The following is a 23,314-nucleotide window of genomic DNA, read 5'->3' as shown; positions in this document are numbered from 1 at the left end:
GTCCGGTGTCCCCTTCCTGGGGCGCCGGGCGGGCCGCTCGCCGTTTCCGGGGCCGGGCGTTGGCCCCACCCCCACCCGGCAGACGACAAGGCGGGGCACCGCAGGGTCACGGTCGGCCGCTCAGCACTGCACAGCGGCGTTGCCGTAGTTCTCCTCCATGTTGACGTCGAGTCGCTCCTCGGCAGACTGGCCGTCCCGCTGGACGGCCACCCGGTACCGGCCCTGGAGGTTCCTGGGGATGGCGACGGCGTAGACGGTGTGGAGCACGCCGTCCACGGGAATCGAGTACCCGGCCTGAACCGGGAAGTCCCGCCCCTGACACGAGAGGCGATCGACCGTTTCACCGTTGGCCATCAACAGCACCGACCAGTTGCCTTCGAACAGGCTGGCACCGATGAAGGTGCCGACTCCTGGAGTCGGCCGCTTGGCAATCTCCGCGAGCGGCACGCAGCCTCGGGACAGCACCCGATCCGAAGCCGTACAGATGTCACCGGTCTTCTCCGCCTGCCAGATCAGCTCCGGCCCGTAGCCGTTGCTGAACCGAAGCTCCGTGAACGCGTCACCGGCAGGCGCCGTCCCTCTCTCCTTGGCCGTTTGCAGGATCAACTGCGTCATCTGGCCGGACCGGTCCGACACCGTCGGCGCGGGAGTCGCCCCGGCGCCGGTGCCGGTCTGCCCGGACACCGTGGTGCACGCGCAGGCGCTGAACGCCAAACCCGCGACAACGGCGCGAAGCTTCCCGGAGATACCCCTCGCGCAGCTCATTCCCCTCCTTCGACCCCTGTCAAGCGGTGCTGGGTCACGATCGGTCCAGCACTGCCACAGCTCCCTGATGTCCTGTACCGGTGCCCCGGGTTGGTAGAGGACCGGGGCCCAGTTGCTGACGTAGACGGTCCCCCACGTCTTGGCCACCGTCCCCCATCGTCGTAGTAGTAGGTCGTCTCGTACACCCGTCGGGTCACGATGGGCGAAAAGCCGTACAGCTGGTGGGACACGGTGGGCCGCAGCGTCGGCTTCTGGTCCGCCGTCACCGAGTCGGTCGTAGCCCGCCCTGCGGATCGGCTCGTCCTTCTTGACCGTTCAGGCGCCGATCGCACACGGGCAGCCCTGCCCCCCTCGAACTGGCGGCCCCCGTCGACGAGAATGGAGTCGCCCGGAGCGCGGGCGCGCTCACCCGCAACCGCGCCCGGCTGTCCCGCGGATTCCACGGCGAACACGCCCGGATCGCCGAGCCCGCCGCCGAGGAGTGCCGCGAGATCACCGAGGGCCACGGGCACTGACCCGCGGCCCCGGCCCCCACGCCAGAGGGAGGACAGATGCACGACCGATCCGACCAGCTCGCCGACAACAGATACCTCCTGCTCACCACCTTCGGCGAGGACGGCACCCGCCAGGACTCGCAGATCTGGGTGGTGCCCGACGGCACCGCGCTCGGCGTCTGGACCCCGGCCCACTCCGGCGAGGCCGAACGGATCCGGCGCCACCCCCGGGTGCTGGTCGGCCCGTGCGACGCCCACGGGCGCCCGACCGGACGCCCGGTGCCGGCCCGCGCACGGCTCTGCGACCCGGACGACACCGCCCGCTACCGCACCTCGCTGATCAACAAGTACGGCCTGACGGCGCTGATCGTGCTGGCCCGCAGCCGGTTCCGGGTCGGGCTGGCCGGGACGGTCGGCATCCGGATCACGCTCAACGAGCTGGAGCAGCGGCTGGTCGGGCCCGAGTGGCAGCTGCCGACGACGTACTGCGTCAACTGACTCCGTCGGGCGACCTGGTGGCGCCGAGGGCCGGGGACCGGGCACGGACTTGCCCGGCCCCCCGGCGCTGTTCGCGGGGACCGCTCTCAGGGCCCGTCGTCCGGTGCCTTCGCCAGGTCCCCGGGTTCGCACGCCTCCCGGCCCGTCGCCAGGTGCACGACCCTGACCGACCGGTCGGGGCCGCCGGGCACGACCCGCTGTTCGTGCCCGCAGCGCGGGCAGATCAGCGGGATGCGCGAACGGTGCTCCCGGCCGCCGGCGTGGCCGCCGTCCGGGTGCGGGGCGCTCACGTCAACGGGTGGGTCGGGACCGGGCTGACCTCCTGGATCTCGCCGTGGGCCTTGGTGAGCAGCTGCGAGGCCAGGTCGTTGAGCGCTCTGGCCCCCGCGATCTCCTCGCCAACCCGCAGCTGTTCCGGGTCCGAGGGGTGGCGGCTGCTGTAGCCGTGGGCCCGTAGTTCCCTGCCGTCGCGCAGCCGCAGCATGGCCGCGGCGGTCGTGCGCGGGCCGTCCTCGCGGAACTCCATCTCGATGTGCCAACCGACCAGAGTCTGCATGGCGGATCACCTCCATCGATTACTCCTCCGGTTACTCCTCCAGAGTGCGCCGCACCCACCGTGAACACCAGGGCAGGCGGACCGGAGGCAAGTTGAACGCGTTCAACTCTGCGGCGTAGAGTCGTCCACGACCAAGGTTTGAACACGTTCAAGGAGGTGCTTCCGGCATGGGCAAGGGCACAACAGAGCTGGTGAACCTGCTGGTCCTGCTCGGTATGGGCGCCGTCGTCCCGCTCGGCCTCGCCCTGATCGGCGAACCCGGCCTCGCCCGCGTCCGCCGGCTCTGGCCGCTCGCCGCCGTCCCCGGCGCGCTCTCGCTGTGGCTCCCGCGCGGCGGCCTCGCCACCGGCAGCGCCGCCCTCTACGCGCTCGGCACCCTGGCCGTCGCCCTCCACGCGCCGCTACGGCTGCGCCGGACCCGCTCGCTCGCGCCCGCCGAACTCGCCGTCCTCACCGCGCTCGCCGCCCCGGCGGTGGCCGGCACCGCCCTGGTCGCCGAGCGCTCCGGCTACCCGCTGTTCGGCTTCGAACCGCACGTCCTGGCGCTGACCGTCCCGCACTTCCACTACGCCGGATTCACCGCCGCCCTCGTCGCCGGGCTGGTCTGCCGCAGCACCCGGGCGGGTTCCGGCGCCGCCCGCTGCGCCGCGCTCAGCGTGCCGGCCGGGACGCTGCTGGTGCTCGCCGGGTACTTCCTCGGCACCTGGGTCCAGTTCGCCGGGGCCTGCGTGCTCACCACCGGGATGTGGCTGGTCGGCCTGGTCACCTGGCGCGACCTGCGGCCGCGCGCCGCCGACCCGGTCACCGCCCGGCTGCTCACCGCCTCCTCGGCCGTCCTCGCCCTCACCATGCTGCTCGCCCTGTGGTGGGCCCTCGGCCAGGCGTCCGGGCTCCCCCACCCCACCCTGGCCTGGATGGCCGCCACCCACGGCGTCGGCAACGCGCTCGGCTTCGCGCTCTGCTCGCTGCTCGCCTGGCGCCGGATCACCACCACGGAGGACCACCGATGACCGACCTCAGCTACCCGGAGCAGGGCGCCAGCGCCACCGGCCACCTGCCCGGCGGGTACCGCCACCTGCGGCACCGGGCGCTCGTCGGCCGGGGCCGCCCCGCCCTGGAGGTGGCCGGGGCCGCCCTGCTCGGCTGGCGGATGCACCGGCTGGCCGGCGTGCGGATCGACGCCGACGCGGACCGGGCCGCCCCCGGCGTCGCCGTGCACTGCGCGATCGGCGTCGGCCCGCTCCGGGCCGGCGCCCCCAACCGGGTGCTGGCCACCGTCGACGGCCCGGACCGGTACGGCTTCACCTACGGCACCCGGGCCGGCCATCTGGCGTGCGGCGAAGAAACGTTCCTGGTCGAACTGGAGGCGGACGGGGCGGTCTGGTTCAGCGTGACCGCCTTCAGCCGTCCGGTCGCCCGGTACGCCCGGCTGGCGGGACCGCTGCTGCCGCTCGCGCAGCGGGCCTTCGCCCGGCGCTGCGGCCGGGTCCTGGCCCGGATCGCGGCGGACGCGGGGTAATGCCTTGGCCCGACGGGCGGGCCGTCCGGGATGATCACCCGGTGATACGCATGCAGCCGGCCCTCGATGTCGCCGCAGGGCAACCGTGACCAGCTTCCTGACCCACCGGGCCCGGGTGCACGACGAGCGGCTGCCGGCGCGCCGGCGGCTCAACGCCCTGCGGACCTGCCTGACCTGCTTCGCGCCGTACGGCTTCCGGGCCACCTACCACCACCTCACGCTCAGCGCCCGGATGCCCCGGCTGCTGGAGGCCGACCCGGACTCGCTGGTGCGGGCCGTGGAGGAGCTGCACGAGGCACGGGTCCTGTGGCTGGCCGGGGCGCAGGAGTACGCGGCGCGGCGCCGGGCGGAGAAGCGGGCCGGGCAGCGGCAACCGTCCGAGCCGGTGTGGTGGAACCGCCCCTGGTGGGGCGCACCGGACGCGGCCTGGCGGGCGGACCCCTTCCTCCACCCGCCGCTGCGGCTGCCCGACTACGTCCGGCGGCAGAACGCGCTGCTGGACGGCGCCGTACTGCCCGGCTGCCCGGCCTGCGGGGACGAGGGGCCGGTGCTGTCGCGCTCGACCGGCCACGGCCTGGCCGAACTCTGCCGGACCTGCGCCTGGGTGCGGCAGCCGTGCCCGTGCGGGCGGTGGCACAGCTTCGAGCCCGCCCTGCGGGTCGGCTGGAACGGCATCTGGCGACGGGAGCACCTGACCGGCGACGGCACTCCGAACCCGCGCTGGCCCGGCGTGCAGGGGCCGGCCCGGATCGAACGGCTGGCGGCGTACCAGGTCTCCCACCCGTGGGGTTTTCGCTCCACGCCGTGAGCGGCGCCCGGGCGCTGAACCGGCGGGGGGCGGCTACCGGTGGGGACGGCTGCGGCGCGGGCAGCCTCGGCGCGGGCAGCCTCGGCGCGGGCGGCTCCGGAATACCCCGTCGGGGCGCACGGTTGTCGCGAGCACGTGATCGGCAGCGCCGCCTCCGGAAGGGAAGGAATCGCGAGATGAGCAGCACGGTCGAGCTGACCAAGGAGAACTTCGACGACATCGTCCCGGGCCCGGAGGGCCAGGACTTCGTCTTCATCGACTTCTGGGCCGGGTGGTGCGGGCCGTGCCGCCAGTTCGCCCCGGTGTACGAGAAGGCGGCCGAGCGCCACACGGACCTCGTCTTCGCCAAGGTGGACACCGAGGCGCAGCAGGAGCTGGCCTCCGCGTTCGGGATCCAGTCGATCCCCACGCTGGCGATCGTCCGTGAGGGCGTGCTCGTGTTCTCGCAGGCCGGTGCGCTGCCGGAGTCGGTGTTCGAGGACCTGATCGGCCAGGCCAGGAAGCTGGACATGGCCGAGGTGAAGCGCAAGGTGGCCCAGGAGCAGGCGGCCGAGGGCCAGGCCTGACCCGTCCGGGCGTCCGGACGTCCGCTTGTCCGAGGGCCCGGGGAGTGTGACTCCCCGGGCCCGGTCGCTCAGTAATCCGGGCGAAAATCCGGGCGAAGTCCGGCCGGGGTCGGTCCCAGGGCGTGTCGTCAAACCCCCGTCGTCCGCCCGGAGGGCGGGCGTGGCGGCGCTGGGGTGCGTGCATCGCAAGGCGGAGGAGGGAGTCCATGCGGTGGGGGCACCTCCCGGCCGGAGGCTGGGGGCCATCGGCGACCGACGACAACGCCGCGAGGTGCGTTTGTGCCCTGGGGGTACCTCCCGGCCGAAGGCTGGGGGAGCGTCGGCGCGCAGGCGGGGGTTTGACGACACGCCCTAGGGTCGTCGGCGACGGAGATCCCGCCCGACCGCGAGGAGCGATCCACCATGAGCACGTTCGTACTGGTCCCCGGTTTCTGGCTCGGCGCCTGGGCCTGGGAGGAGGTCGCCGGGCCGCTGCGCGCCGACGGGCACACCGTCCACCCCGTGACGCTGCCCGGGCTGGCGGAGCGCGCGGGCGAGGCCGAGCCGATCGGGCTGGCGGAGCACATCGCCGCGCTGGCCGACCTGCTGGTCCGCGAGGACCTGTGGGAGGTGGTGCTGGTCGCGCACAGCGGCGCCTGCGTCCCGGCCGGCGGCATCGCGGACCGGATGCCGGAGCGGATCCGCCGGGTGGTCTACCTGGACAGCGGCCCGATGATCGACGGCGGTTCGCTGTACGACCTCTGGCAGCCCGACCACCGCGCGGCGGCCGACGCCTCGGTGGTCGACGGCCGCCTCCCGATGCCCTCCTGGGCCGACCTCGCCGCCGACGGCGCCAGTGTGGAGGGCCTGGACGAGGCCGCGCTCGCCCGGATCCGCGAGCGGGCCACCCCGCACCCGGCCGGGGCGTACCGGGACCGGCTGCGGCTGACGGGCGCCTCGGCCGCGCTGCCGCAGGCGCTGGTGACCTGTTCCTTCCCGCTCGCCCAGGTGCAGGCGATGATCACGGCCGGGCACCCGTGGTTCGCCGGGCTCGACGGGCCGAACTGGGAGCTGCGCGAACTGCCCACCGGGCACTGGCCGATGTTCTCCCGCCCGGCCGACACGGCGGCGGTGCTGGCCGAGCTCGCGGCGCTCTGACCCGCCCTCGGCCCGGATCCGTCGGCGGGTTCGTCCGCGCGTTCGTCTGCGGGTTCGTCTGCGCGAAGCCCCGTCGACGTCGCAGGATGGGCACGGCGCCGGGCACACGGCCCGGCGCCCGTCCGGCCGGGGGCCGGATCCCACGGGAAAGCGAGCCCCTGCGGATGCACGCGGAGCGCGAGAAGTGGCCGCTGGAGGCCGTTCGGGCCAGGCTCGGGTACGAGACGAACGGCAGCCACGGGCCGACCTCCCGGAAGGCCGCCCTCACCGGCGCCCTGGACGACGCGCTGGACGACGCCCGGCGCGCCCGGCTGCTCGACGTCCGCGACCACACGCCCGTCACCCTCGCCCTGCGGGCCGGGGTGGCCATCGACACCACGGAGGACCGGGTATGACCAGCACCGCCGAGGAGTACGACGTCATCGTCCTGGGGGGCGGACCGACCGGCGAGAACGTCGCCGACCGGACGGCCTCCGCCGGGCTGCGCACGGTGGTCGTGGAGGCCGAACTGGTCGGCGGCGAGTGCTCGTACTGGGCCTGCATGCCGAGCAAGGCGCTGCTGCGCCCGGTGGCCGCGCTGGCCGAGGCCCGCGCGGTGGGCGGCTCCCGGGAGGCGGTCGGCGGCCGGCGGCTGGACCCGGCCGCGGTGCTGGCCCGGCGGGACTCCTTCACCTCGCACTGGAACGACGACGGCCAGGTGCAGTGGCTGCGGGACGCCGGCATCGAGCTGGTGCGCGGCCACGGCCGGCTGGCGGGCGTGCGGACCGTCACCGTGGAGGCCGAGGACGGCACCGAGCGGGTGCTCACCGCCCGGCACGCCGTCGCCGTGTGCACCGGCAGCCGTCCGGTGCTGCCCACGGGCGTGCCGGGGCTGGCGGAGGCCCACCCGTGGACCAACCGGGAGGCGACCGCCGCTCCGGCCGTGCCCGGGCGGCTGGCGGTGGTCGGCGGCGGCGTGGTCGGGGTCGAGCTCGCGACCGCCTGGCGGGCGCTCGGCTCCGAGGTGGTACTGCTGGTGCGCGGCGACCACCTGCTGCCGCGGATGGAGCCGTTCGCGGGCGAGCTGGTCGCGGAGGGCCTGCGCGAGGCCGGGGTGGACCTCCGGTTCGGGACGGAGGCCACCGCGCTGGAGCGGGCGGACGGCGCCGGGCCGGTGGTCCTGACGCTCGGTGACGGCGAGCGGCTGACCGTGGACGAGGTGCTGTACGCGACCGGACGGGCCCCGCGCACCGCCGACGTCGGGCTGGAGCAGGTCGGGCTGAAGCCGGGCGGCTGGCTGGAGGTGGACGACAGCTGCACCGTGCTCGGCGTCGACGGCGAGTGGCTGTACGGCGTCGGGGACGTCAACCACCGGGCGCTGCTCACCCACCAGGGCAAGTACCAGGCCCGGATCACGGGCTCGGCGATCGCGGCCCGCGCCCAGGGGCGTGCGCTGGACACCTCCCGCTGGGGCGCGCACGCCGCGTCGGCCGACAGCGCGGGCGCGCCGCAGGTCGTGTTCACCCATCCGGAGGTCGCCGCCGTCGGACTGACCCTTGCGGCGGCCGAAGGGGCCGGGCTGCGGGTCAAGGCCGTCGACCACGACTTCGGCGCCGTCGCCGGGGCCTCGCTGTACGGCGACCACTACCGCGGCCGAGCCAGGGTGGTCTTCGACCTGGACCGCGAGGTGCTGGTCGGCGCCTGTCTGGTCGGCCCCGGGGTCGCCGAACTGCTGCACTCGGCGACCGTCGCCGTGGTCGGCGAGGTGCCGATCGACCGGCTCTGGCACGCCGTGCCCTCCTACCCGACGATCAGCGAGGTGTGGCTGCGGCTGCTGGAGGGCTGCCGGGGATGAGCCGGGCGGACGGGCCTTCCTGACGAGAGAGCCTTCCGGGTGAGTGGGCGCGGCGAGATGTGGCCGCCGGTGGACGGCGGGACACTGGGCGGCGGGGGCCGTCCCGGGGGGCCGTACTCGTCACCAGGTGGTGTGGGCATGACCGAAGTGCTGTTGGCCGTCGGAACCGAGAAGGGCCTCTTTCTCGGCCGCAGCCGCGACCGGCTGGACTGGGAGTTCAGCGGGCCGCACTTCCGGATGAACGCGATCTACTCCGTCTCCATCGACCGCCGCGACGGCCGTACCCGGCTGCTGGTCGGCGCCGACAGCAGCCACTGGGGGCCGTCCGTCTGGCGCTCCGACGACCTCGGCGCCACCTGGTACGAGCCGCCGCAGCCGGCGATCCGTTTCCCCGAGGCCACCGGCGCCTCGCTCACCCGGGTCTGGCAGCTCCAGCCGGCCGGCCCGGAGGCCCCCGGGGTCGTCTACGCCGGCACCGAGCCCGCCGCGCTGTTCCGCTCCGAGGACGGCGGCGAGACCTTCCGCCTGGTCGAGTCGCTCTGGAACCACCCGCACCGGACCGACTGGGGCGCCGGCTACGGCGGCCAGGGCCTGCACACCGTCGTCACCGACCCGCGCGACCCGCAGCGGCTGCTGGTCGCCGTCTCCACCGGCGGCGTCTACCGCAGCAAGGACGGCGGCGACAGCTGGGAGCCCGCCAACACCGGTCTGCGCGCCGAGTTCCTCCCGGAGGAGGGCCAGTACCCCGAGTTCGGCCAGTGCGTGCACAAGATCGCCCCCGACCCCGTCGACCCCGACCGGCTGTACCTGCAGAACCACGGCGGCGTCTACCGCAGCGACGACTGGGGCGCGAGCTGGCGCTCCGTCGCCGACGGGCTGCCCGCCGCGTTCGGCTTCGCCGTCGCCGCCCACCCGCGCCGGGGCGACACCGCCTACCTGTTCCCGCTCGGCGGCGGGGACGACCGCATCCCACCCGGCCGCCGGTGCCGGGTCTTCCGCACCACCGACGGCGGCACCAGCTGGCAGCCGCTCGCCGACGGCCTGCCCGGCGAGGACCACTACGGCATCGTGCTGCGCGACGCGCTGCGCACCGACGACGCCGAACCGGCCGGGATCTACTTCGGCAACCGGACCGGCGACGTCTACGGCAGCCACGACGAGGGCGAGAGCTGGTCACCGCTGCTCTCCCACCTGCCGGACGTGCTCTGCGTCCGCGCCGCGGTGGTGGCCTGACAATTCGGTTGCCCCCGGGCGCGCTCTCGTCGACCATGGCGGCGGACGAACGACCGTGCGAATGGGGCTGGGTGTGACCGAAACGAACTGGGTGATCGGGCGAAACGGCGAGGGCGTACCGGTGGTGCGCTACCTGCCGGGCGAGCGGGAGGGGCGGCCCTGGGCCGACCTGCTGGAGGTGGTGGACGGGAACAGCGGCACCGACCCGGTGGAGTTCGTCCGCACCGAGCTGGCCGGGTGGGTGGTCTCCGGGACCCCCGAGTTCGGCCTCGCCCTGCTGGAGCACGGCGCCACCGTGCTCCGGCACTCCCACGCCATGCGGCGCGACCTGGTCGCCGACCCGCCGCCCGCCGACTGGACCGGGGCCCCGCTGCGCGGCGGCCTGCGGGCCGTACCCTGCGACCGCGCGCCCGAGGACCTGTTCGAGGCCTGGCGGGCCGCGTTCGCCCCGGGGCACCCGGACCACTTCGCGGGCGACGACCGGCAGGCGCTGGCGCAGCGGATCGCCCCGCTGCTCGCCGGCGAGGTCATCGGGCCGGTGCTGCCGTCCAGCCTGCTCGCCGTGGACACGCAGGACCGGGTGGTGGCCGGGCTCGTCCTCACCGACCGCGGCGGCCTGCCGTGGATCGCCGACGTCTTCCGGCACCCGGAGCTCGGCTACCGGGGCCTCGGCGCGGACCTGCTGCGCTGCGCCCTCGCCGACGCCGCCGAACGCGGGCTCGTCGAGGTGCAGTTGGCCGTCACCGACGGCAACCCGGCCCGCCGGCTCTACGAGTCCCTGGGCTTCGAGCTGCTGAACACCAAGCTGACCGTGATCGTGCCGGAGAAGAGCTGACGGCCACCAGTCCCTGTCCGGCCGGTCCTGGTGGATCAGCCCGCGATCGGCCGGACAGACCTAGCTAGGGCACGCCCTACGGCCGGGCCAGCTCCAGGACGGCTATCCCGACCAGCACCGTGATGCTGGCGGTCAGCCGCAGACGGCCGAGCCGCTCCCGGAACACCACAGTGGCGATCAGGGCGGCGATCACGATGCTGGTCTCACGCAGCGCCGCGATCGTCGCCAAGTCCCCCCGGGACTGCGCCCACACCACCAGGCCGTAGGCCGTCAGCGAGAGCACGCCTCCCGCGATCCCCACCGGCACCACCTTGCCGACCCCGGTCAGCAGCGAACGGCCGCGCCGGACCCAGACGATCAGCGCGAGCGTCGGCCCCTGCAACAGGAACAGCCAGGCCACGTAGCCGCCGACCGTCCCGGCGTGCCGGACGCCGCTGCCGTCCAGCACCGTGTAGACGGCGATCATCACGCCCGTCCCGGCGGCGGCCCCGAGCGCGGGCAGCTGCGCCCGCCCCGGGACGCCCTTGGCGAAGGCCAGCCCGATCAGGCCGCAGGAGATCACCACGACGCCCAACAGCTCGCCCGCGCCCGGGTGCTGACCGAGCACGGTGGCCGACAGCAGGGCCACCAGCAGCGGCGCCGAGCCGCGCGCGATCGGGTACATCTGCCCGAAGTCGCCCAGCTGGTAGGCGCGCAGCAGCAGGACCGTCGACGTCGTCTGGACGGCGACCGAGGCCAGCAGGTACGGCCAGGACGAGGCCGCCGGCAGCGGGTTGAGCAGCACCAGGACCAGCGCGCACGCGGTGTAGGTCAGGTTGATCAGCGCGAAGCCGACCAGCTTGTCCGGAATCCGGTGGGCCAGGCCGTTCCAGACGGCGTGCAGCACGGCCGCGGCGAGCACGGCCACCGGCACAGCCGGCACGATCTCGGGCATGGCGAAGCTCCCCTCCGACGGCCTTCCGGCGACCCGGCACGGCCTGGAACCGAATTCCACGCTACCCTAGCGCCATGGAAGGACATTCCGACATGACGCCCCTGGAGTCCCAGCTCGCCGCGCGGATCCGGGCCCGGCTCGGCGACCTGCGCGGCGCCGAGGCGCGGGTGGCCGAGGTGGTGCTCGACCGGGGCGCCGGCCTGGTGCACCTGAGCGTCAGCGACGTCGCCGCGCTGGCCGGCACCGCCCCCTCCTCCGTGGTCCGGGCCTGCCAGCGGCTCGGCTTCCGCGGCTACCAGGAGCTGAAGATCGCCGCCGCCCGGCACTCCCCCGCCACGGCCCCGGCCCCCGCCGACGACGACGCACGCGACCCGGCCGCCCGGGCCCTCGCCGACACCCTGCGGGCCGCCCGCGCGGCCCTGGACGGGATCACCGCCACGCTCACCGCCGACGACCTGCGGGCGGCCGCCGACGTGCTGGCCGGCGCCGGCCAGGTGGTGCTGGTCGGCTCCGGGCTGTCCGGCGCGGTGGTGCTCGACCTCGCCTACCGGCTGCGCGCGCTCGGCCTGCGCGTCGACGCCCCCGCCGACCCGCTCACCGCCCAGCTGGCCGCCGCCCAGCTCCCGCCCGACGGCGTCTGCTTCGCGGTCAGCCACGGCGGCGCCACCCCGCTGGTGATCGACGCCGCGCGCCGGGCCCGGGCGGCCGGGGCGGCCGTGGTCGCGCTCACCAGCTACGCCCGCTCGCCGCTCACCGAGACGGCCACCCACACCCTGGTCGCGGGCGGGCAGGACCTGGTCTTCGGCCTGGAGACCACGGCCAGCCGGCTCGCCCACCTGGCCGCCGTCGACGCGCTCGCCCAGACCCTGCTGGCGCTGCGCGGGCGACCCGCCGAACAGGCCCTCGGCCTCTCGGCGGACATCACCGCGGACCACACGTACTGACCACGGCGGGCGCCCGGCGGCGACGGCAGCCCGGAGCTGTCGGAGGCGCTGTGTAGGCTCGCGGGCATGGCGAGGGTGACACGGGACGATGTGGCGCGGGTGGCGGGGACGTCCACGGCGGTCGTGAGTTATGTGATCAACGACGGGCCGCGGCCGGTGGCGCCCGCGACCCGGGCGCGGGTGCTCGCGGCGGTCGAGGAGCTCGGCTACCGCCCCAACCGGGTCGCCCAGGCGATGGCACGGCGGCGGACCAACCTGCTCGGCATGGTCGTGCCGGACGCCCGCCAGCCGTTCTTCGCCGGGCTCGCGCACGCCGTCGAGCAGGCCGCCGCCGACCACGGCCGGCTCCTGCTGATCGGCAACTCCGACTACGTGGACGAGCGCGAGGCGCACTACATCCGCGCGTTCCTCGGCATGCAGGTCGACGGGCTGATCCTCGTCACCCAGGACCCGGCCACCCCCGGGCTCACCGGCTTCGACGTGGGCGACGGCACCTCGGTCGTACTGCTGCACCACCGGGCGGAGACCGCCGACGGCGTCGCGGTGGTGGCGGACGACGAGGGCGGCGCCCGCGAGGTGGTCCGGCACCTGCTCGGGCACGGCCACGCCGAGGTGCACTGCTTCGGCGGCACCCTCGCGCTCAGCCCGCACGACCCGGTCACCGGGCGGACGGCCGGCTGGGCCGCCGCGCTGGCCGAGGCCGGGCTGGCGACCGAGGGGCGGCTGGTGCCGGCGCCGTTCGACCGCGTCCGGGCGCACGCCGAGGCGCTCGCCCTGCTGGCCCGGCCCGACCGGCCGTCCGCCGTGTTCTGCACGACCGACGACCAGGCGATCGGCCTGCTGCGGGCCGCCGACGACCTGGGCATCCGGGTGCCGGAGCAGCTCGCGGTGGCCGGATTCGACGACATCGCCGAGGCGGTGATCGCCGGCCCGGCGCTGACCACCGTCGCGACCGCGCAGGACGAGATGGCCCGCGCCGCGGTCGATCTGGTCCTCGGCGGGGCCGAGCGGCGCTCCACCGGCGCGCGGACCTTCCCGGCCCGGCTGGTGCTGCGACGCACCTGCGGCTGCCCGGCGCCGGAGCGGGCGACCGCGGGAGCAGCCGCGATCTGACTCCGCGCCACGCGCGCTCCGGGCCGGTCGGGCCGCTGCCGGGCCGCCTACCGCCGCGCGGGCGCGCCGGTCAGCGGAGCTCGTCCGCGAGGAGGTCCATCAGCAGGTTGTCGTGCCAGGTGCCGTCCGGGCCGCGCTCGTACTGGCGCATGGTGCCGACGGAGCGGAAACCGACCTTCGCGTAGCAGCGGATCGCGGCCGTGTTGTCGGCCGCCGGGTCGATGATCAGCCGGTGGTAGTGGTGGTGGTCGACGAGGTGGCGGGCCAGCGTGCGGACGGCGTCCGCGCCGAGGCCGACGCCGTGGACCTCCGGGTCGAGGTAGATGTCGATGCCGGCGTGCCGGTACTCGTCGTCGTTGTTGGCGTACCACTGGATGGCACCGACGATCTTCCCGCCCACCTCGACGGCGAGGGTCTCGGTGTCGGGCTCCTCCAGGTCGCTGGCGACGGCGTCGGCGAGGTCGTCACCGCCCCGCCAGCGGGCGAACACCTCGGGCGTGCCGCGGATGGCCGCGAGCGCCGGGATGTCGTCGGTGCCGGCGGTGCGGAGGGTCACCAGGGTGCCGTGCAGAATCGTCCCCATATGGGGCATGTTGGCACGGAAACAGGCATCCGGCGAGCTGTTTTTCGGTATTCCCCGCAATCGCCCGCACCCCCTCCGAGCAGCGACGATGCTCCACCGCGAAGCCCTCGGCGAGAGCGGGCCCCGGGGCGGGGTCAAGGCCCGCGCGCGGCCGGGGCTCAGGCCGCCGGTTCACCCAGCGGGCCGAGCCACACGGCGGTGACCCCGCTGACGTAGCGGGCGCCGCAGTGGTCGTCGGGGACGACGAGCTGCGGGCCGGCGGCGTCCAGCGGGGCTCCGTCCATGCTGGTGGCCAGCAGGATCCGCTGGCCGCCGAAGTCGGGGTCGATCTCGGCCCAGGAGACGACGGCCCGGTGGCCGTCCGCGCCGCTGACCGACAGCAGGAAGCGCAGCCGCTGCTTGCGCCCGGAGAAGTCGATCCGGGGCCGGGCCGCGCACAGCACGTCCCAGAGCGCGGGCCCCTCGTAGTCGTGCCGCTGCTCGCCCTCGGCCAGGCAGTCGAAGCTGACCTCGACGCGGTGCGCGGTGAGGGCGCGCAGCTGGTCGACCGACAGCTCGGCGGGCCGGTCGAAGTGGCCGTGCAGCCGGACGGTGGGGCTCGACGGGGTCATGGTGCTCCCTCCTCCCGGGCCGCGCCGCTGCGACCCGGGAGGGGGTTACCCGAGGGAGGGCCCGGGCATTCGCAGCTGCGGTGCTGAAAGGATGATTTCAGCGGCATCTGCGATGAGATGGAGCACTTTCAGCTGGCAACTGCGGGGGCGGGGGCGGGCACGTCCGAGGAGGCGGCTCGACGCGCCCCGCACCGGTGGAAGCCGGCGGAAGCCGCGAAAGCCGATGGAAGCAGCACCGCAATCGGGCGGACGACTGGTTCCGCACACCCGCGGAGGGTGCCCGCACTGGATGATCCGACAAGAAGAATCGCCGCCGCATGACTTGCATTTACGATGCCCATACGCACCTGAAACTTGCACTTGCGAGGAGCAGCCGTGCGCGGCGCACAAAGGCGAGAGCGAGATGAGCGAGAGATGATCGTCGGCGACCTGCTGCACCTCGACGACCTGGACATCCGCCTGGCCTGGGGCACCCCGGACCTGCTCGACCGCCCGGTCACCGGGCTCAGCTCCACCGACCTCCAGGACCCGGCCCGCTACCTCCAGCCCGGCGAACTCGTCCTCACCGGCCTGGTCTGGTGGCAGCCCGCCGACGCCTCCGGCGCGCTGCGCTTCGCCACCGCCCTGCGCAGCGCGGGCGTGGCGGCGCTGCTGGCCGGCGAGGGCACCCACGGCAGCGTCCCGGACAGCCTCGCCGACGCCTGCCGCACCCACGGCATCCCGCTGCTGGCGGTGCCCGCCGGAGTCAGCTTCCGTGCCGTCACCGACCGCGTCTACCTGCGGCTCTGGGGGGACCTGCGGGCCGGCGCCCAGGACACCGCGGCGATCCCGGAGACCGTCCGGCACGAACTGCTCGACCTGCTGCACGCGGACGCCGGGGCCGGCGAGGTGCTGGCCCACGCGGTCGGCCGGCTCGGGGTGCCGGACTGCTCGATCACCACCGCCGGCGGCCGGGCCGTCGCCGCCACCGCCGCACCCGCCACTGCCGTCACCGCCGTACCTACCACCGCCGCACCCGTCCCGCCCGCCGGGCGCGGCGACACCGGGCTGCCCGTCGGGCCGCAGGACGGCTCGCCGTTCGACGGCTGGCGGCTGCGCCCGCACCTGCGCTCGGCGGCGGCCGAACCGGCACTCCAGGCCCTGGCCGAACTGCTCGCCCCGCTCGCCGTCCGCGCCCACGCCGACGCGGGCGCACGGCGCCGGGCCGCCGGGCGGCTACTGGACGCGCTCGCCGGGGAGGCCGGGCTCGCCGAGCCGCTCGCGGCCTGCGGGCTGGGCGGGGCCGAGTCGCTGGTGGCGGTCACCGCGCGGATCGACGGCGGCCGGGCGGGCGAGGCGGGTGCCGCGCCGGGCGACGGCCCGCCCGTCGCCTGGGCGGCGTACGCGCTGGCCGAGGCGCTGCACCCGCTCGGCGTGCCGTACGCCGCCGGGACCGACCGCGGCGGGCGGTCCGCCGCGCTGGTGGCCGCGCCGGTCGAGCAGGTCGCCGAACGGCTGCGCCGGGCCCGGCCCGCGCTGCAGTGCCGGCTGACCGGCCGGTGCACCCTGCGGGTGGGCGTCGGCCCGGCCGCCCCGCCCGCCCCCGCCGCACTGCGGGCGGCGCTGGTGCAGGCCCGCTACGTGCTGGAGGGCTCGGCCGGCCCGGTCGGCAGCGCCGCCGAACTGGACTCGCTGGACGGGCTGCTGCGCGGCATCCCGCCGGAGGTGACGGCCGCCTTCCACTCCCGGTTGCTGGCCCCGCTGGCCGCCCACGACCGGGAGAACAGCGTCTCGCTGCTGGGCACCCTGGCGGTCTTCCTGGACCACGACGGCTCGTGGGCGCGGACGGCCGAGGCGCTGTGCATCCACGTCAACACCGTGCACTACCGGATCCGCCGGATCGAGGAGCTGACCGGCCGCAGCCTGGCCCGACTGCGGGACCGGCTCGACCTGCGGACCGCCCTGCTCTGCGCCCCGCAGCCGGTCCGGGCTCAGGCTCGGTAGACCGCCGAACGGGAGCGGCGGCTGCTGCGGGGGGGGGCAGCGCAGGGGAACTGACTGAGGGGCTTCAGGGTGTGTCGTCGAGGCGCAGCCGGGCGCTGACCTCGCCGAGGCTTTCGGCGAGCACGGCCAGTTGCTCGCGGGTGAGCACGTCGATCAGCAGCTCGCGGACCAGGGCGACGTGCCCGGGTGCGGCCTGCCGCAGTGACTCCCGCCCCTGGTCGGTGAGTTCGGCGATGACGCCGCGCACGTCGCTGGGGCAGGAGCGGCGGGCGACCAGGCCCATCCGCTCCAGCTGGGTGACCTGGTAGGTGAGGCCGCTCTTGGAGGTGACCAGCTTGTCGGCGAGTTCGGTCATCCGCAGCGCGTGGGCCGGGGCGGCGGACAGGTGGACCAGGATCTCGTACTGCTGGTGCGAGAGGCCGGAGTCCTCCTTGAGCTGGCGCTCCAGTCGGCGGTTGAGCAGGTTGCTCGCGACGACGAAGCCCCGCCAGGCAGCCATCTCGTCCTGGTCCAGCCAGCGGGGTTCGTTCAGTGTGGACATGTGGTGAAGCCTACTCCTGTTGTTCAAATTCGAACGAAGGTGTACGGTCAGCGAGTAGAGGTTCAAATTTGAACTACTTGTTTGAGCCACCCGTTCCGTCGACCCAGGAGGAGGACGCCATGAGCACCGCGGCCCCCGAGCGTATGCCCGCCCTGTACCTCTCGCACGGCGCGCCGCCGCTCGCCGACGACCCGGTCTGGCCCGGTGAACTGGCCGCCTGGTCCGCCGACCTGCCCCGACCCAAGGCCGTCCTGATGGTCTCCGCCCACTGGGAGGAGGCACCGCTCGCCCTCGGCGCCGTCACCACCGTGCCGCTGGTGTACGACTTCTGGGGCTTCCCCGAGCACTACTACCGGGTCCAGTACGCCGCCCCCGGCGCACCGGCGCTCGCCGACCGCGTCCGCAAGCTGCTGCGCGCCCCCGGCACGCCCGTCCAGGACATCCCCGACCGCGGCCTCGACCACGGCGCGTACGTCCCGCTGGTGGAGATGTTCCCGGAGGCCGACATCCCCGTCCTCCAGATCTCCATGCCCACGCTCGACCCGCAGCGGCTGCTGGAGATCGGCCGCCGGCTCGCCCCGCTGCGCGACGAGGGCGTGCTGATCGTCGGCAGCGGCTTCTTCACCCACAACCTGCGGGCGCTCAGCAACGACGGCCGGATCAGCTCGGTGATGGCCGAGTTCGACGACTGGGGCCGGCGCGCCCTGGACGCCCACGACCTGGACGCGCTGCTCGACTTCGAGCGCAAGGCCCCCGCCGGGCGGCTCGCCCACCCGCGCACCGAGCACTTCGCCCCGCTGTTCGTCACCCTCGGCGCCGGCGAGGCCGACCTCGGCAGCCAGCGCAGCGTCATCGACGGGTTCTGGATGGGGCTCGCCAAGCGGTCGATCCAGCTGGGCTGACCGGGCGCGCCGTAACTGAGGGTTACAGCGCGCAGCAAGTGAAGCGTTCGCCGATGTGCTCGGGCTGCTCGGCCTCGTCGACCAGGGCGACCGCGTAGTCCGGCACCGAGATCCGGCTGCGCCCGGCAGCATCCGTGAGCAGCTGCTCCAGGCCCGTCCGGTAGCGGCCGGTCCGCTCCCCCGGGCCGATCTCGGCGGCCGGGCTGAGCACCGTCCAGCGGACGTCGGAGACCGCCCGGTAGTAGTCCAGCGCCGCGCCGTGCGCATGCATGATCTCCAGCACCGGCTCCGGCAGCCCCGGCGCGTCCCAGACCCGCACCCCCGGCGCGGTCTCCAGGCTGCCCGCGCCACCGACCGCGATCAGCCGGGGCGCGACGTCGCCGAGCGAGCGCAGGCCCTCCACCAGCGAACGGGCGGCCGGCCCGATCAGCGCCAGGTGGCCTGGGCCGTCGCCGCCGCCGACCGCGCTCACCAGGACGTCCTGGCCGGCCGCCACCCGGGCCATCTGGGCCGGGTCCAGGACGTCCGCGCGTTCGACGAAGGCCGCCTCACCCTGGTAGCGGTCCGGGTCGCGGACCACCGCGGTGACTTCGTGCCCGCGCGCGGCCGCCTCCGCGACGACGGCGCTGCCGATGGTGCCGTTGGCGCCGATCACGGCGATTCTGGCCATGGGGTACCTGCCTGTCTCTCGGGTGGTGGGGTCGGGGAAGGTCGCCGCGACGTGGCATCAGCCAGGTTCGATTATCGGACGGTTCCACTGCGACGGCCCGAGACGTCGGCCTGTCGTGTGACGGGTGCGCCGGGCGGGGCGAACCGAACGGCCGCCAAGTCCTCGTGGACTCGGCGGCCGGTCGTTCAGGCGGTGGCCCGGGCGGTGGCTCAGACGTTGGTCCAGGCGGTGGCTCAGGCGTTGCCGGTGGCGATGCGCTCGGCCTGGCTGCGCTCGACGCACAGCTCGTTGCCCTCAGGGTCGCCCAGGGTGACCCAGCCCTTGCCGTCCGGGGTGCGGTGGTCGCCGAGCACCGTCGCGCCCAGCGCGACCAGGCGCTCCACCTCCTCGTCCCGGCTGCGGTCCTGCGGCTGGAGGTCGAGATGGACCCGGTTCTTCACCGACTTGCCGTCGGGCACCCGGATGAACAGCAGCGAGGCGCCCGCAGACTCCACCACCGCCTCCTCGTCACCCGGGTTGTCGTCCTCGCCCAGGGTGCCGTCCAGCGCCTGGGCCCAGAACTGCGCGAGGCCGTGCGGGTCGGCGCAGTCGATCGTCACGTGTCGTACCAGAGATCCCATCCGGCTACTCTGACCTGCCGTGTTCGGCTCCGTCCAGCCTTTTCCTGGAGTGCCGGTGACCGTCCAACGGGAACTCCGGCGGCAAGGCCGTCAGCACCTCCTGGAAGGCGTAGCCGCTCTTCTCCGCGACCCGGCAGGAGGCCGCGTTGTCCACCTGGTGCAGCAGGTCGATCTGGACCAGGCCGTCGTCGGCGAGCACCTCGAAGGCCCAGGCGGTGAGCGCCACCACCGCGCGCGGGGCCACCCCCCGGCCGCGGGCCGCGGCCGCCGTCCAGTAGCCCACCTCGGCCGCCTCCCCGCCCGGGGTGCCGCGCTTGAGCGCGACGTTGCCGAGCAGTTCGCCCGTGCCGGGCTCCAGCACCGCGAAGCTGTACCGGTGGCCCTCCGCCCGGCCCCTGTACTGCAGCCCGAGCCAGTGCGCGGCCTCCTCGGCGTTCCCCACCGGGGTGCGGGTGAAGCGGCGCAGCGTCTCGTCCCGGTACGCCTCGATCAGGGCCGGTGCGTCCGCGTCCTCGAAGGGGCGCAGCAGCAGGCCCTCGGCCCTCGGGTGCGTGGTGACGGGGGCGGTCACCGCAGTCCCCCGGCCTCGTGGCGGGTGCTGCCCGGTCGTCGGTCGCTCATGGTGCTTCTCCCCGTGGGTGCATGGCCGTTCGGTGCGATCTTCCTAGCAGGTGGCCGGCCGGCCCGCCGCATCGGTCGCCCGTCTGTTCGCGACGGGCTCAGCAAACGGAATCCGCTCCTTCCACTCTGCTCCCGACAGGCGACACCCCCGATCGGGGGTGTCCGGCGGGCGGGTGGGAGAGGACAGTGGGCGCATGCAGATTCCACTCTCCGTGATGGACTTCCTCGACCGGGCCGAGCTGGTCTACGGCGACCGGGTCGGCATCGTCGACGAGCCGGTGCAGCCGGCCGAATCCTGGGGCGAGCTGAGCTACCGCCGGGTCGCCGAACTGGCCCGGGCGCAGGCGGCCGGGCTGGACCGGCTGGGCGTCGGGCCGGGCGAGCGGGTCGCCGTCGTGTCGCACAACTCGGCCCGGCTGCTGACCTCCCTGTTCGGGGTGAGCGGGTACGGGCGGGTGCTGGTCCCGGTGAACTTCCGACTGAAGGCCGAGGAGGTGGCGTACATCGTCGAGCAGAGCGGCGCGTCCGTCCTGCTGGTCGACCCCGAACTCGCCGACGCACTGGGCGGGGTGGTGGCCAAGCACAAGTTCGTGCTCGGCGCGGACAGCGACGCGCTGCTCCACGACTTCGACAACTCCCCCCGGCGGTACGAGATCGCCGAGAACGACACCGCCACGATCAACTACACCAGCGGAACCACCGCCCGCCCCAAGGGCGTTCAGCTCACCCACCGCAACATCTGGCTGAACGCGGTACTGATGGGCCTGCACTACGGCGCCGGCGACCGGGACGTCTACCTGCACACCCTGCCGATGTTCCACGCCAACGGCTGGGGCCTGCCGTTCGCCCTCACCGGGCTCGGCGCCCGGCACATCGTGCTGCGCAAGGTCGACGGCGCGGAGATCCTGCGCCGGGTCGAGCGGCACGGGGTGACCTTCCTCAGCGGCGCGCCCGCCGTGGTCCAGATGGTGCTGGACGCGGCCGCCGAGTGGGACGGCCCGGTGCCGGGCCGGGACCGGGTGCGGATCGTGGTGGCCGGCGCGCCGCCGCCGACCTCGGTGGTGCAGCAGGTCGAGTCCGAGCTGGGCTGGGAGTTCATGCAGCTCTACGGCCTGACCGAGACCTCCCCGGTGGTCACGGTCAACCGCTCGCGCGCCGAGTGGGACACCCTGCCCGCCGCCGAACGGGCCGAGAAGCTGGTGCAGGCGGGCGCCCCGGCGCTCGGCACCCGGCTGCGGGTCGACGCCTCCGGCGAGATCCTGGTGCGCTCCAACACCGTGCTGGACGGCTACTGGCGGCAGCCCGCGGCCACCGCGGACGCCCTGCGGGACGGCTGGTTCCACACCGGCGACGGCGGCGTCCTCGGCCAGGACGGCCAACTGACCATCTCGGACCGGAAGAAGGACGTCATCATCAGCGGCGGGGAGAACGTCTCCTCGATCGAGGTGGAGGACTGCCTGTACAGCCACCCGGCGGTCGCCGAAGCCGCGGTGATCGGAGTGCCGCACGAGAAGTGGGGCGAGACCGTCAAGGCGCTGGTGGTCCTCCGGGAGGGCCAGGGGCCCGTCACCGAGGCCGAGTTGATCGCGCACTGCAAGCAGCGGCTGGCCGGCTACAAGTCGCCCACCTCGGTGGAGTTCCGGGCGGCCCTGCCGCGGACCGCCACCGGGAAGCTGCAGAAGTTCCGGCTGCGCGAGCCGTACTGGGCGGGGCGGGAGCGGCAGGTCGGCTGAGGCGCACCCACTGGCCCCGACCAGGCACGTTCACCGGTCGACCAGGCCGGACTCGCGTGCCGCCAGGGCGAGTTCGGTGCGGTTGCGGACGCCGAGCTTGTGCATCGCGGACTTCAGGTAGCCCGTCACGGTGTTGCAGGTGAGGCCCAGCCGGGCGGCGATCTCCGGATTGGTCCGGCCGGTCGCCGCCCAGCGCAGCACCTCGTGCTCACGCGGGGTCAACGGCCGTACGGGGGCGGCCCGTCGGGGCGGCGCGGACCGCCAGGCGGCCGCCCCGGCCAGGGCCCGGGTCGCCGTCGCGGCCAGTTCGCCGACGGCGGCGATCCGCACGTCCCCGAACGGGACGACGGCGCGCAGCGACGCGTACACCACGCCGTACACGGTGTCGCCGTGCAGCAGCGGCACGGTGAGCATCGCGTACAGGTCCTCGGCGCTGACGGCGGCGTCGTGGTCGTGCGAGATCGTGGTGGCGGCACGGTAGTCGGGCACCCAGCTGGGCGCCCGCTCTGCCAGTGCCCGCCCGCCCAGGCCGGTGCCGGTCGGGACGGCCCGGTCGTGCAGCAGGTCGGCCCGGGTGCCGGCCCAGTGGCGCAACACCATGCCCGCGTCGCGCCCCCGGGGCCCGGCCGGCGGCTGCGGCACGCCGACCAGTCCGACGTCGGCCCCGCACTCGGCCACCACCCGCCGCGCAAGGTCGCCGAGCACGGCGTCCCGCACCAACTCGGCGGCGCGGGCGGCGAGCCCGGGATCGTCCGAGTGCGCCGGGGTGGTGAGGGTGTCCGCGGCCCCGGGGCCCGTCTTCGCCCTTGTCATCGCGAGATTGTCACACGTGGCACGGCCGCTGGCGAGAGTGCTGACATGGGTGTTCCCCGCGTCTTCGACGCAGTGGCGGGCACGGCGGCCGGGCCGGGCGTAGGGTGCGGCCGTGGCTTACCGGCAGGTAACGCGCCGGACCCGGAAGGACGGAAACCGATGACGGACCCGAACACCCCGACGACGCCCGCGGCGGACGTCCTGACCGCGTTGCTGGACGACCTGCGGGCCGAGAGCGCGGCGCTGGACGCCCTGGTGGCCGGGCTGGACCCGGCCGGCTGGGCGCGCCCGACGCCTGCCGAGGGCTGGACGATCGCACACCAGATCGCCCACCTGGCCTGGACCGACGACTGGACGGCGCTGGCCGCGCGCGACGCGGACGGCTTCGCCGCCACCCTCGACGAGCGCTTCGGCACGCTGCCAGCCGCCGGCGTCGACCCGGTGGACGAGGGCGCGGCGAGCGGCGCGGCCGCCGCACCCGCGGACCTGCTCGCCCGTTGGCGCGCCGGCCGGGAGGAGGTGTCGGCCGCACTGGCCGCCACCCCGGCCGGCACCCGGCTGCCGTGGTTCGGCCCGCCGATGAAGCCCGCCTCGATGGCGACCGCCCGACTGATGGAGACCTGGGCGCACGGCCAGGACGTCGCCGACGCGCTCGGCGCCGCCCGCGAGCCCACCGCCCGGCTGCGGCACATCGCCCACCTGGGGCTGCGCACCCTCGGCTTCGCGTTCACCCTGCACGGGCTGCCCGCCCCCGAATCGCCCGTCCGGCTCGAACTGACCGCGCCCGACGGCGGCCTGTGGACCTTCGGACCGGACGGCGCCACGGACCGGGTGACCGGCCCGGCCCTGGACTTCTGCCTCCTGGTGACGCAGCGCCGCCACCGCGACGACCTCGCCCTCACCGCCACCGGCCCCACCGCGACCGCCTGGCTCCCCATCGCCCAGGTCTTCGCCGGCGCCCCGGGCAAGGGACGGACGCCCGCCTGAGCTGACTGATCGTC

General features: G+C 74.8%; 27 protein-coding genes. 16 read left to right on the top strand and 11 right to left on the bottom strand.

Annotation, left to right across the window (positions count from 1 at the left end; translation table 11 throughout):
- Positions 1 to 120: 120 nt before the first annotated feature.
- Positions 121 to 765 carry a hypothetical protein gene (locus tag AB0R04_RS15120; protein WP_363371260.1) on the bottom strand — a complete coding sequence of 215 codons (645 nt, stop codon included), beginning with the start codon at positions 763 to 765 and terminating at the stop codon, positions 121 to 123.
- A gap of 551 nt (positions 766 to 1,316) precedes the next feature.
- On the opposite strand from AB0R04_RS15120, the gene AB0R04_RS15115 reads away from it, so the two are divergent.
- Entirely contained in the window at positions 1,317 to 1,757 is a 441-nt protein-coding gene (locus AB0R04_RS15115; protein WP_363371258.1) for a PPOX class F420-dependent oxidoreductase, read from the top strand.
- Positions 1,758 to 1,843: 86 nt separating this feature from the next.
- Here AB0R04_RS15115 and AB0R04_RS15110 read toward each other — a convergent pair whose 3' ends face one another.
- Positions 1,844 to 2,047: a hypothetical protein gene (locus AB0R04_RS15110; protein WP_363371257.1), complete on the bottom strand. Its 204-nt coding sequence runs from the start codon at positions 2,045 to 2,047 to the stop codon at positions 1,844 to 1,846.
- Positions 2,044 to 2,313 carry a DUF1876 domain-containing protein gene (locus AB0R04_RS15105; protein WP_063346968.1) on the bottom strand — a complete coding sequence of 90 codons (270 nt, stop codon included), beginning with the start codon at positions 2,311 to 2,313 and terminating at the stop codon, positions 2,044 to 2,046. Before AB0R04_RS15105 ends, AB0R04_RS15110 begins: the two co-directional genes overlap by 4 nt.
- A gap of 167 nt (positions 2,314 to 2,480) precedes the next feature.
- Here AB0R04_RS15105 and AB0R04_RS15100 point away from each other — a divergent pair, with 167 nt between their 5' ends.
- The 9 genes from AB0R04_RS15100 to AB0R04_RS15060 all read left to right on the top strand — a co-directional run bounded on the left by AB0R04_RS15100 (position 2,481) and on the right by AB0R04_RS15060 (position 10,245).
- Positions 2,481 to 3,323 carry a YndJ family protein gene (locus AB0R04_RS15100; RefSeq protein WP_363371256.1) on the top strand — a complete coding sequence of 281 codons (843 nt, stop codon included), beginning with the start codon at positions 2,481 to 2,483 and terminating at the stop codon, positions 3,321 to 3,323.
- On the top strand, positions 3,320 to 3,832 hold the full coding sequence (locus tag AB0R04_RS15095; protein WP_363371254.1) for a DUF1990 domain-containing protein: 513 nt from the start codon (positions 3,320 to 3,322) through the stop codon (positions 3,830 to 3,832). The genes AB0R04_RS15100 and AB0R04_RS15095 overlap by 4 nt, the downstream gene beginning before the upstream one ends.
- Before the next feature lie 85 nt (positions 3,833 to 3,917).
- Positions 3,918 to 4,640 (top strand): hypothetical protein, encoded by a 723-nt coding sequence (locus AB0R04_RS15090; protein WP_363371253.1) that lies wholly within the window; start codon positions 3,918 to 3,920, stop codon positions 4,638 to 4,640.
- A 176-nt stretch (positions 4,641 to 4,816) separates the two neighbouring features.
- Entirely contained in the window at positions 4,817 to 5,206 is a 390-nt protein-coding gene (locus AB0R04_RS15085; RefSeq protein ID WP_363371252.1) for a thioredoxin domain-containing protein, read from the top strand.
- A 402-nt stretch (positions 5,207 to 5,608) separates the two neighbouring features.
- Complete coding sequence (locus tag AB0R04_RS15080) at positions 5,609 to 6,343, top strand: alpha/beta hydrolase (protein ID WP_363371251.1); 735 nt, start codon at positions 5,609 to 5,611, stop codon at positions 6,341 to 6,343.
- Between the two features lie 164 nt (positions 6,344 to 6,507).
- Positions 6,508 to 6,738 (top strand): hypothetical protein, encoded by a 231-nt coding sequence (locus tag AB0R04_RS15075; RefSeq protein WP_363371250.1) that lies wholly within the window; start codon positions 6,508 to 6,510, stop codon positions 6,736 to 6,738.
- Positions 6,735 to 8,177: an NAD(P)/FAD-dependent oxidoreductase gene (locus AB0R04_RS15070; protein ID WP_363371248.1), complete on the top strand. Its 1,443-nt coding sequence runs from the start codon at positions 6,735 to 6,737 to the stop codon at positions 8,175 to 8,177. The genes AB0R04_RS15075 and AB0R04_RS15070 overlap by 4 nt, the downstream gene beginning before the upstream one ends.
- A 138-nt stretch (positions 8,178 to 8,315) precedes the next feature.
- Positions 8,316 to 9,410, top strand: coding sequence for an exo-alpha-sialidase (locus AB0R04_RS15065; protein ID WP_363371247.1), 1,095 nt, complete (start codon positions 8,316 to 8,318; stop codon positions 9,408 to 9,410).
- Between the two features lie 73 nt (positions 9,411 to 9,483).
- Positions 9,484 to 10,245, top strand: coding sequence for a GNAT family N-acetyltransferase (locus AB0R04_RS15060; RefSeq protein WP_363371246.1), 762 nt, complete (start codon positions 9,484 to 9,486; stop codon positions 10,243 to 10,245).
- A gap of 76 nt (positions 10,246 to 10,321) precedes the next feature.
- Here the strand turns inward: AB0R04_RS15060 and AB0R04_RS15055 are convergent, their stop codons facing one another.
- On the bottom strand, positions 10,322 to 11,179 hold the full coding sequence (locus tag AB0R04_RS15055; RefSeq protein ID WP_363371245.1) for a DMT family transporter: 858 nt from the start codon (positions 11,177 to 11,179) through the stop codon (positions 10,322 to 10,324).
- 74 nt (positions 11,180 to 11,253) lie between these two features.
- Here AB0R04_RS15055 and AB0R04_RS15050 point away from each other — a divergent pair, with 74 nt between their 5' ends.
- Complete coding sequence (locus AB0R04_RS15050; RefSeq protein ID WP_063346979.1) at positions 11,254 to 12,123, top strand: MurR/RpiR family transcriptional regulator; 870 nt, start codon at positions 11,254 to 11,256, stop codon at positions 12,121 to 12,123.
- Between the two features lie 66 nt (positions 12,124 to 12,189).
- Positions 12,190 to 13,236: a LacI family DNA-binding transcriptional regulator gene (locus AB0R04_RS15045; protein WP_063346980.1), complete on the top strand. Its 1,047-nt coding sequence runs from the start codon at positions 12,190 to 12,192 to the stop codon at positions 13,234 to 13,236.
- Between the two features lie 70 nt (positions 13,237 to 13,306).
- Here the strand turns inward: AB0R04_RS15045 and AB0R04_RS15040 are convergent, their stop codons facing one another.
- Complete coding sequence (locus AB0R04_RS15040) at positions 13,307 to 13,819, bottom strand: GNAT family protein (protein ID WP_079135490.1); 513 nt, start codon at positions 13,817 to 13,819, stop codon at positions 13,307 to 13,309.
- A gap of 158 nt (positions 13,820 to 13,977) precedes the next feature.
- Positions 13,978 to 14,430, bottom strand: coding sequence for a molybdopterin-dependent oxidoreductase (locus AB0R04_RS15035; RefSeq protein WP_363371242.1), 453 nt, complete (start codon positions 14,428 to 14,430; stop codon positions 13,978 to 13,980).
- A 414-nt stretch (positions 14,431 to 14,844) separates the two neighbouring features.
- Here AB0R04_RS15035 and AB0R04_RS15030 point away from each other — a divergent pair, with 414 nt between their 5' ends.
- The gene (locus tag AB0R04_RS15030; protein WP_363371240.1) at positions 14,845 to 16,413 is read left to right on the top strand and encodes a PucR family transcriptional regulator; all 1,569 of its coding nucleotides are present in this window, start codon (positions 14,845 to 14,847) and stop codon (positions 16,411 to 16,413) included.
- Positions 16,414 to 16,477: 64 nt separating this feature from the next.
- Here AB0R04_RS15030 and AB0R04_RS15025 read toward each other — a convergent pair whose 3' ends face one another.
- Positions 16,478 to 16,945, bottom strand: a complete 468-nt coding sequence (locus tag AB0R04_RS15025) for a MarR family transcriptional regulator (RefSeq protein ID WP_063350998.1) — start codon at positions 16,943 to 16,945, stop codon at positions 16,478 to 16,480.
- A 128-nt stretch (positions 16,946 to 17,073) separates the two neighbouring features.
- On the opposite strand from AB0R04_RS15025, the gene AB0R04_RS15020 reads away from it, so the two are divergent.
- Complete coding sequence (locus AB0R04_RS15020; RefSeq protein WP_063346984.1) at positions 17,074 to 17,856, top strand: class III extradiol ring-cleavage dioxygenase; 783 nt, start codon at positions 17,074 to 17,076, stop codon at positions 17,854 to 17,856.
- 22 nt (positions 17,857 to 17,878) lie between these two features.
- On the opposite strand, the gene AB0R04_RS15015 is transcribed toward AB0R04_RS15020, so the two are convergent.
- The 3 genes from AB0R04_RS15015 to AB0R04_RS15005 form a co-directional block, all read right to left on the bottom strand.
- Positions 17,879 to 18,526 carry an NAD(P)H-binding protein gene (locus AB0R04_RS15015; RefSeq protein ID WP_363371238.1) on the bottom strand — a complete coding sequence of 216 codons (648 nt, stop codon included), beginning with the start codon at positions 18,524 to 18,526 and terminating at the stop codon, positions 17,879 to 17,881.
- A gap of 233 nt (positions 18,527 to 18,759) precedes the next feature.
- The gene (locus AB0R04_RS15010; RefSeq protein ID WP_063346986.1) at positions 18,760 to 19,146 is read right to left on the bottom strand and encodes a VOC family protein; all 387 of its coding nucleotides are present in this window, start codon (positions 19,144 to 19,146) and stop codon (positions 18,760 to 18,762) included.
- A gap of 4 nt (positions 19,147 to 19,150) precedes the next feature.
- Positions 19,151 to 19,717: a GNAT family N-acetyltransferase gene (locus AB0R04_RS15005; protein WP_363371236.1), complete on the bottom strand. Its 567-nt coding sequence runs from the start codon at positions 19,715 to 19,717 to the stop codon at positions 19,151 to 19,153.
- 244 nt (positions 19,718 to 19,961) lie between these two features.
- On the opposite strand from AB0R04_RS15005, the gene AB0R04_RS15000 reads away from it, so the two are divergent.
- Entirely contained in the window at positions 19,962 to 21,500 is a 1,539-nt protein-coding gene (locus AB0R04_RS15000) for an AMP-binding protein (RefSeq protein WP_363371234.1), read from the top strand.
- Positions 21,501 to 21,530: 30 nt separating this feature from the next.
- On the opposite strand, the gene AB0R04_RS14995 is transcribed toward AB0R04_RS15000, so the two are convergent.
- Positions 21,531 to 22,313, bottom strand: coding sequence for a LuxR C-terminal-related transcriptional regulator (locus AB0R04_RS14995; protein WP_363371233.1), 783 nt, complete (start codon positions 22,311 to 22,313; stop codon positions 21,531 to 21,533).
- Between the two features lie 159 nt (positions 22,314 to 22,472).
- Between AB0R04_RS14995 and AB0R04_RS14990 the strand changes: the two genes are divergently transcribed.
- On the top strand, positions 22,473 to 23,300 hold the full coding sequence (locus AB0R04_RS14990) for a TIGR03084 family metal-binding protein (protein ID WP_363371231.1): 828 nt from the start codon (positions 22,473 to 22,475) through the stop codon (positions 23,298 to 23,300).
- The last annotated feature ends 14 nt before the right edge of the window (positions 23,301 to 23,314 follow it).

Origin of the sequence: Kitasatospora sp. NPDC056731, from assembly GCF_040687675.1 — a bacterium.
Lineage (GTDB): Bacteria > Actinomycetota > Actinomycetes > Streptomycetales > Streptomycetaceae > Kitasatospora.
The sequence above is the reverse complement of the archived record's forward strand: the minus strand, read 5'-3'. Positions and strand labels throughout refer to the sequence as shown.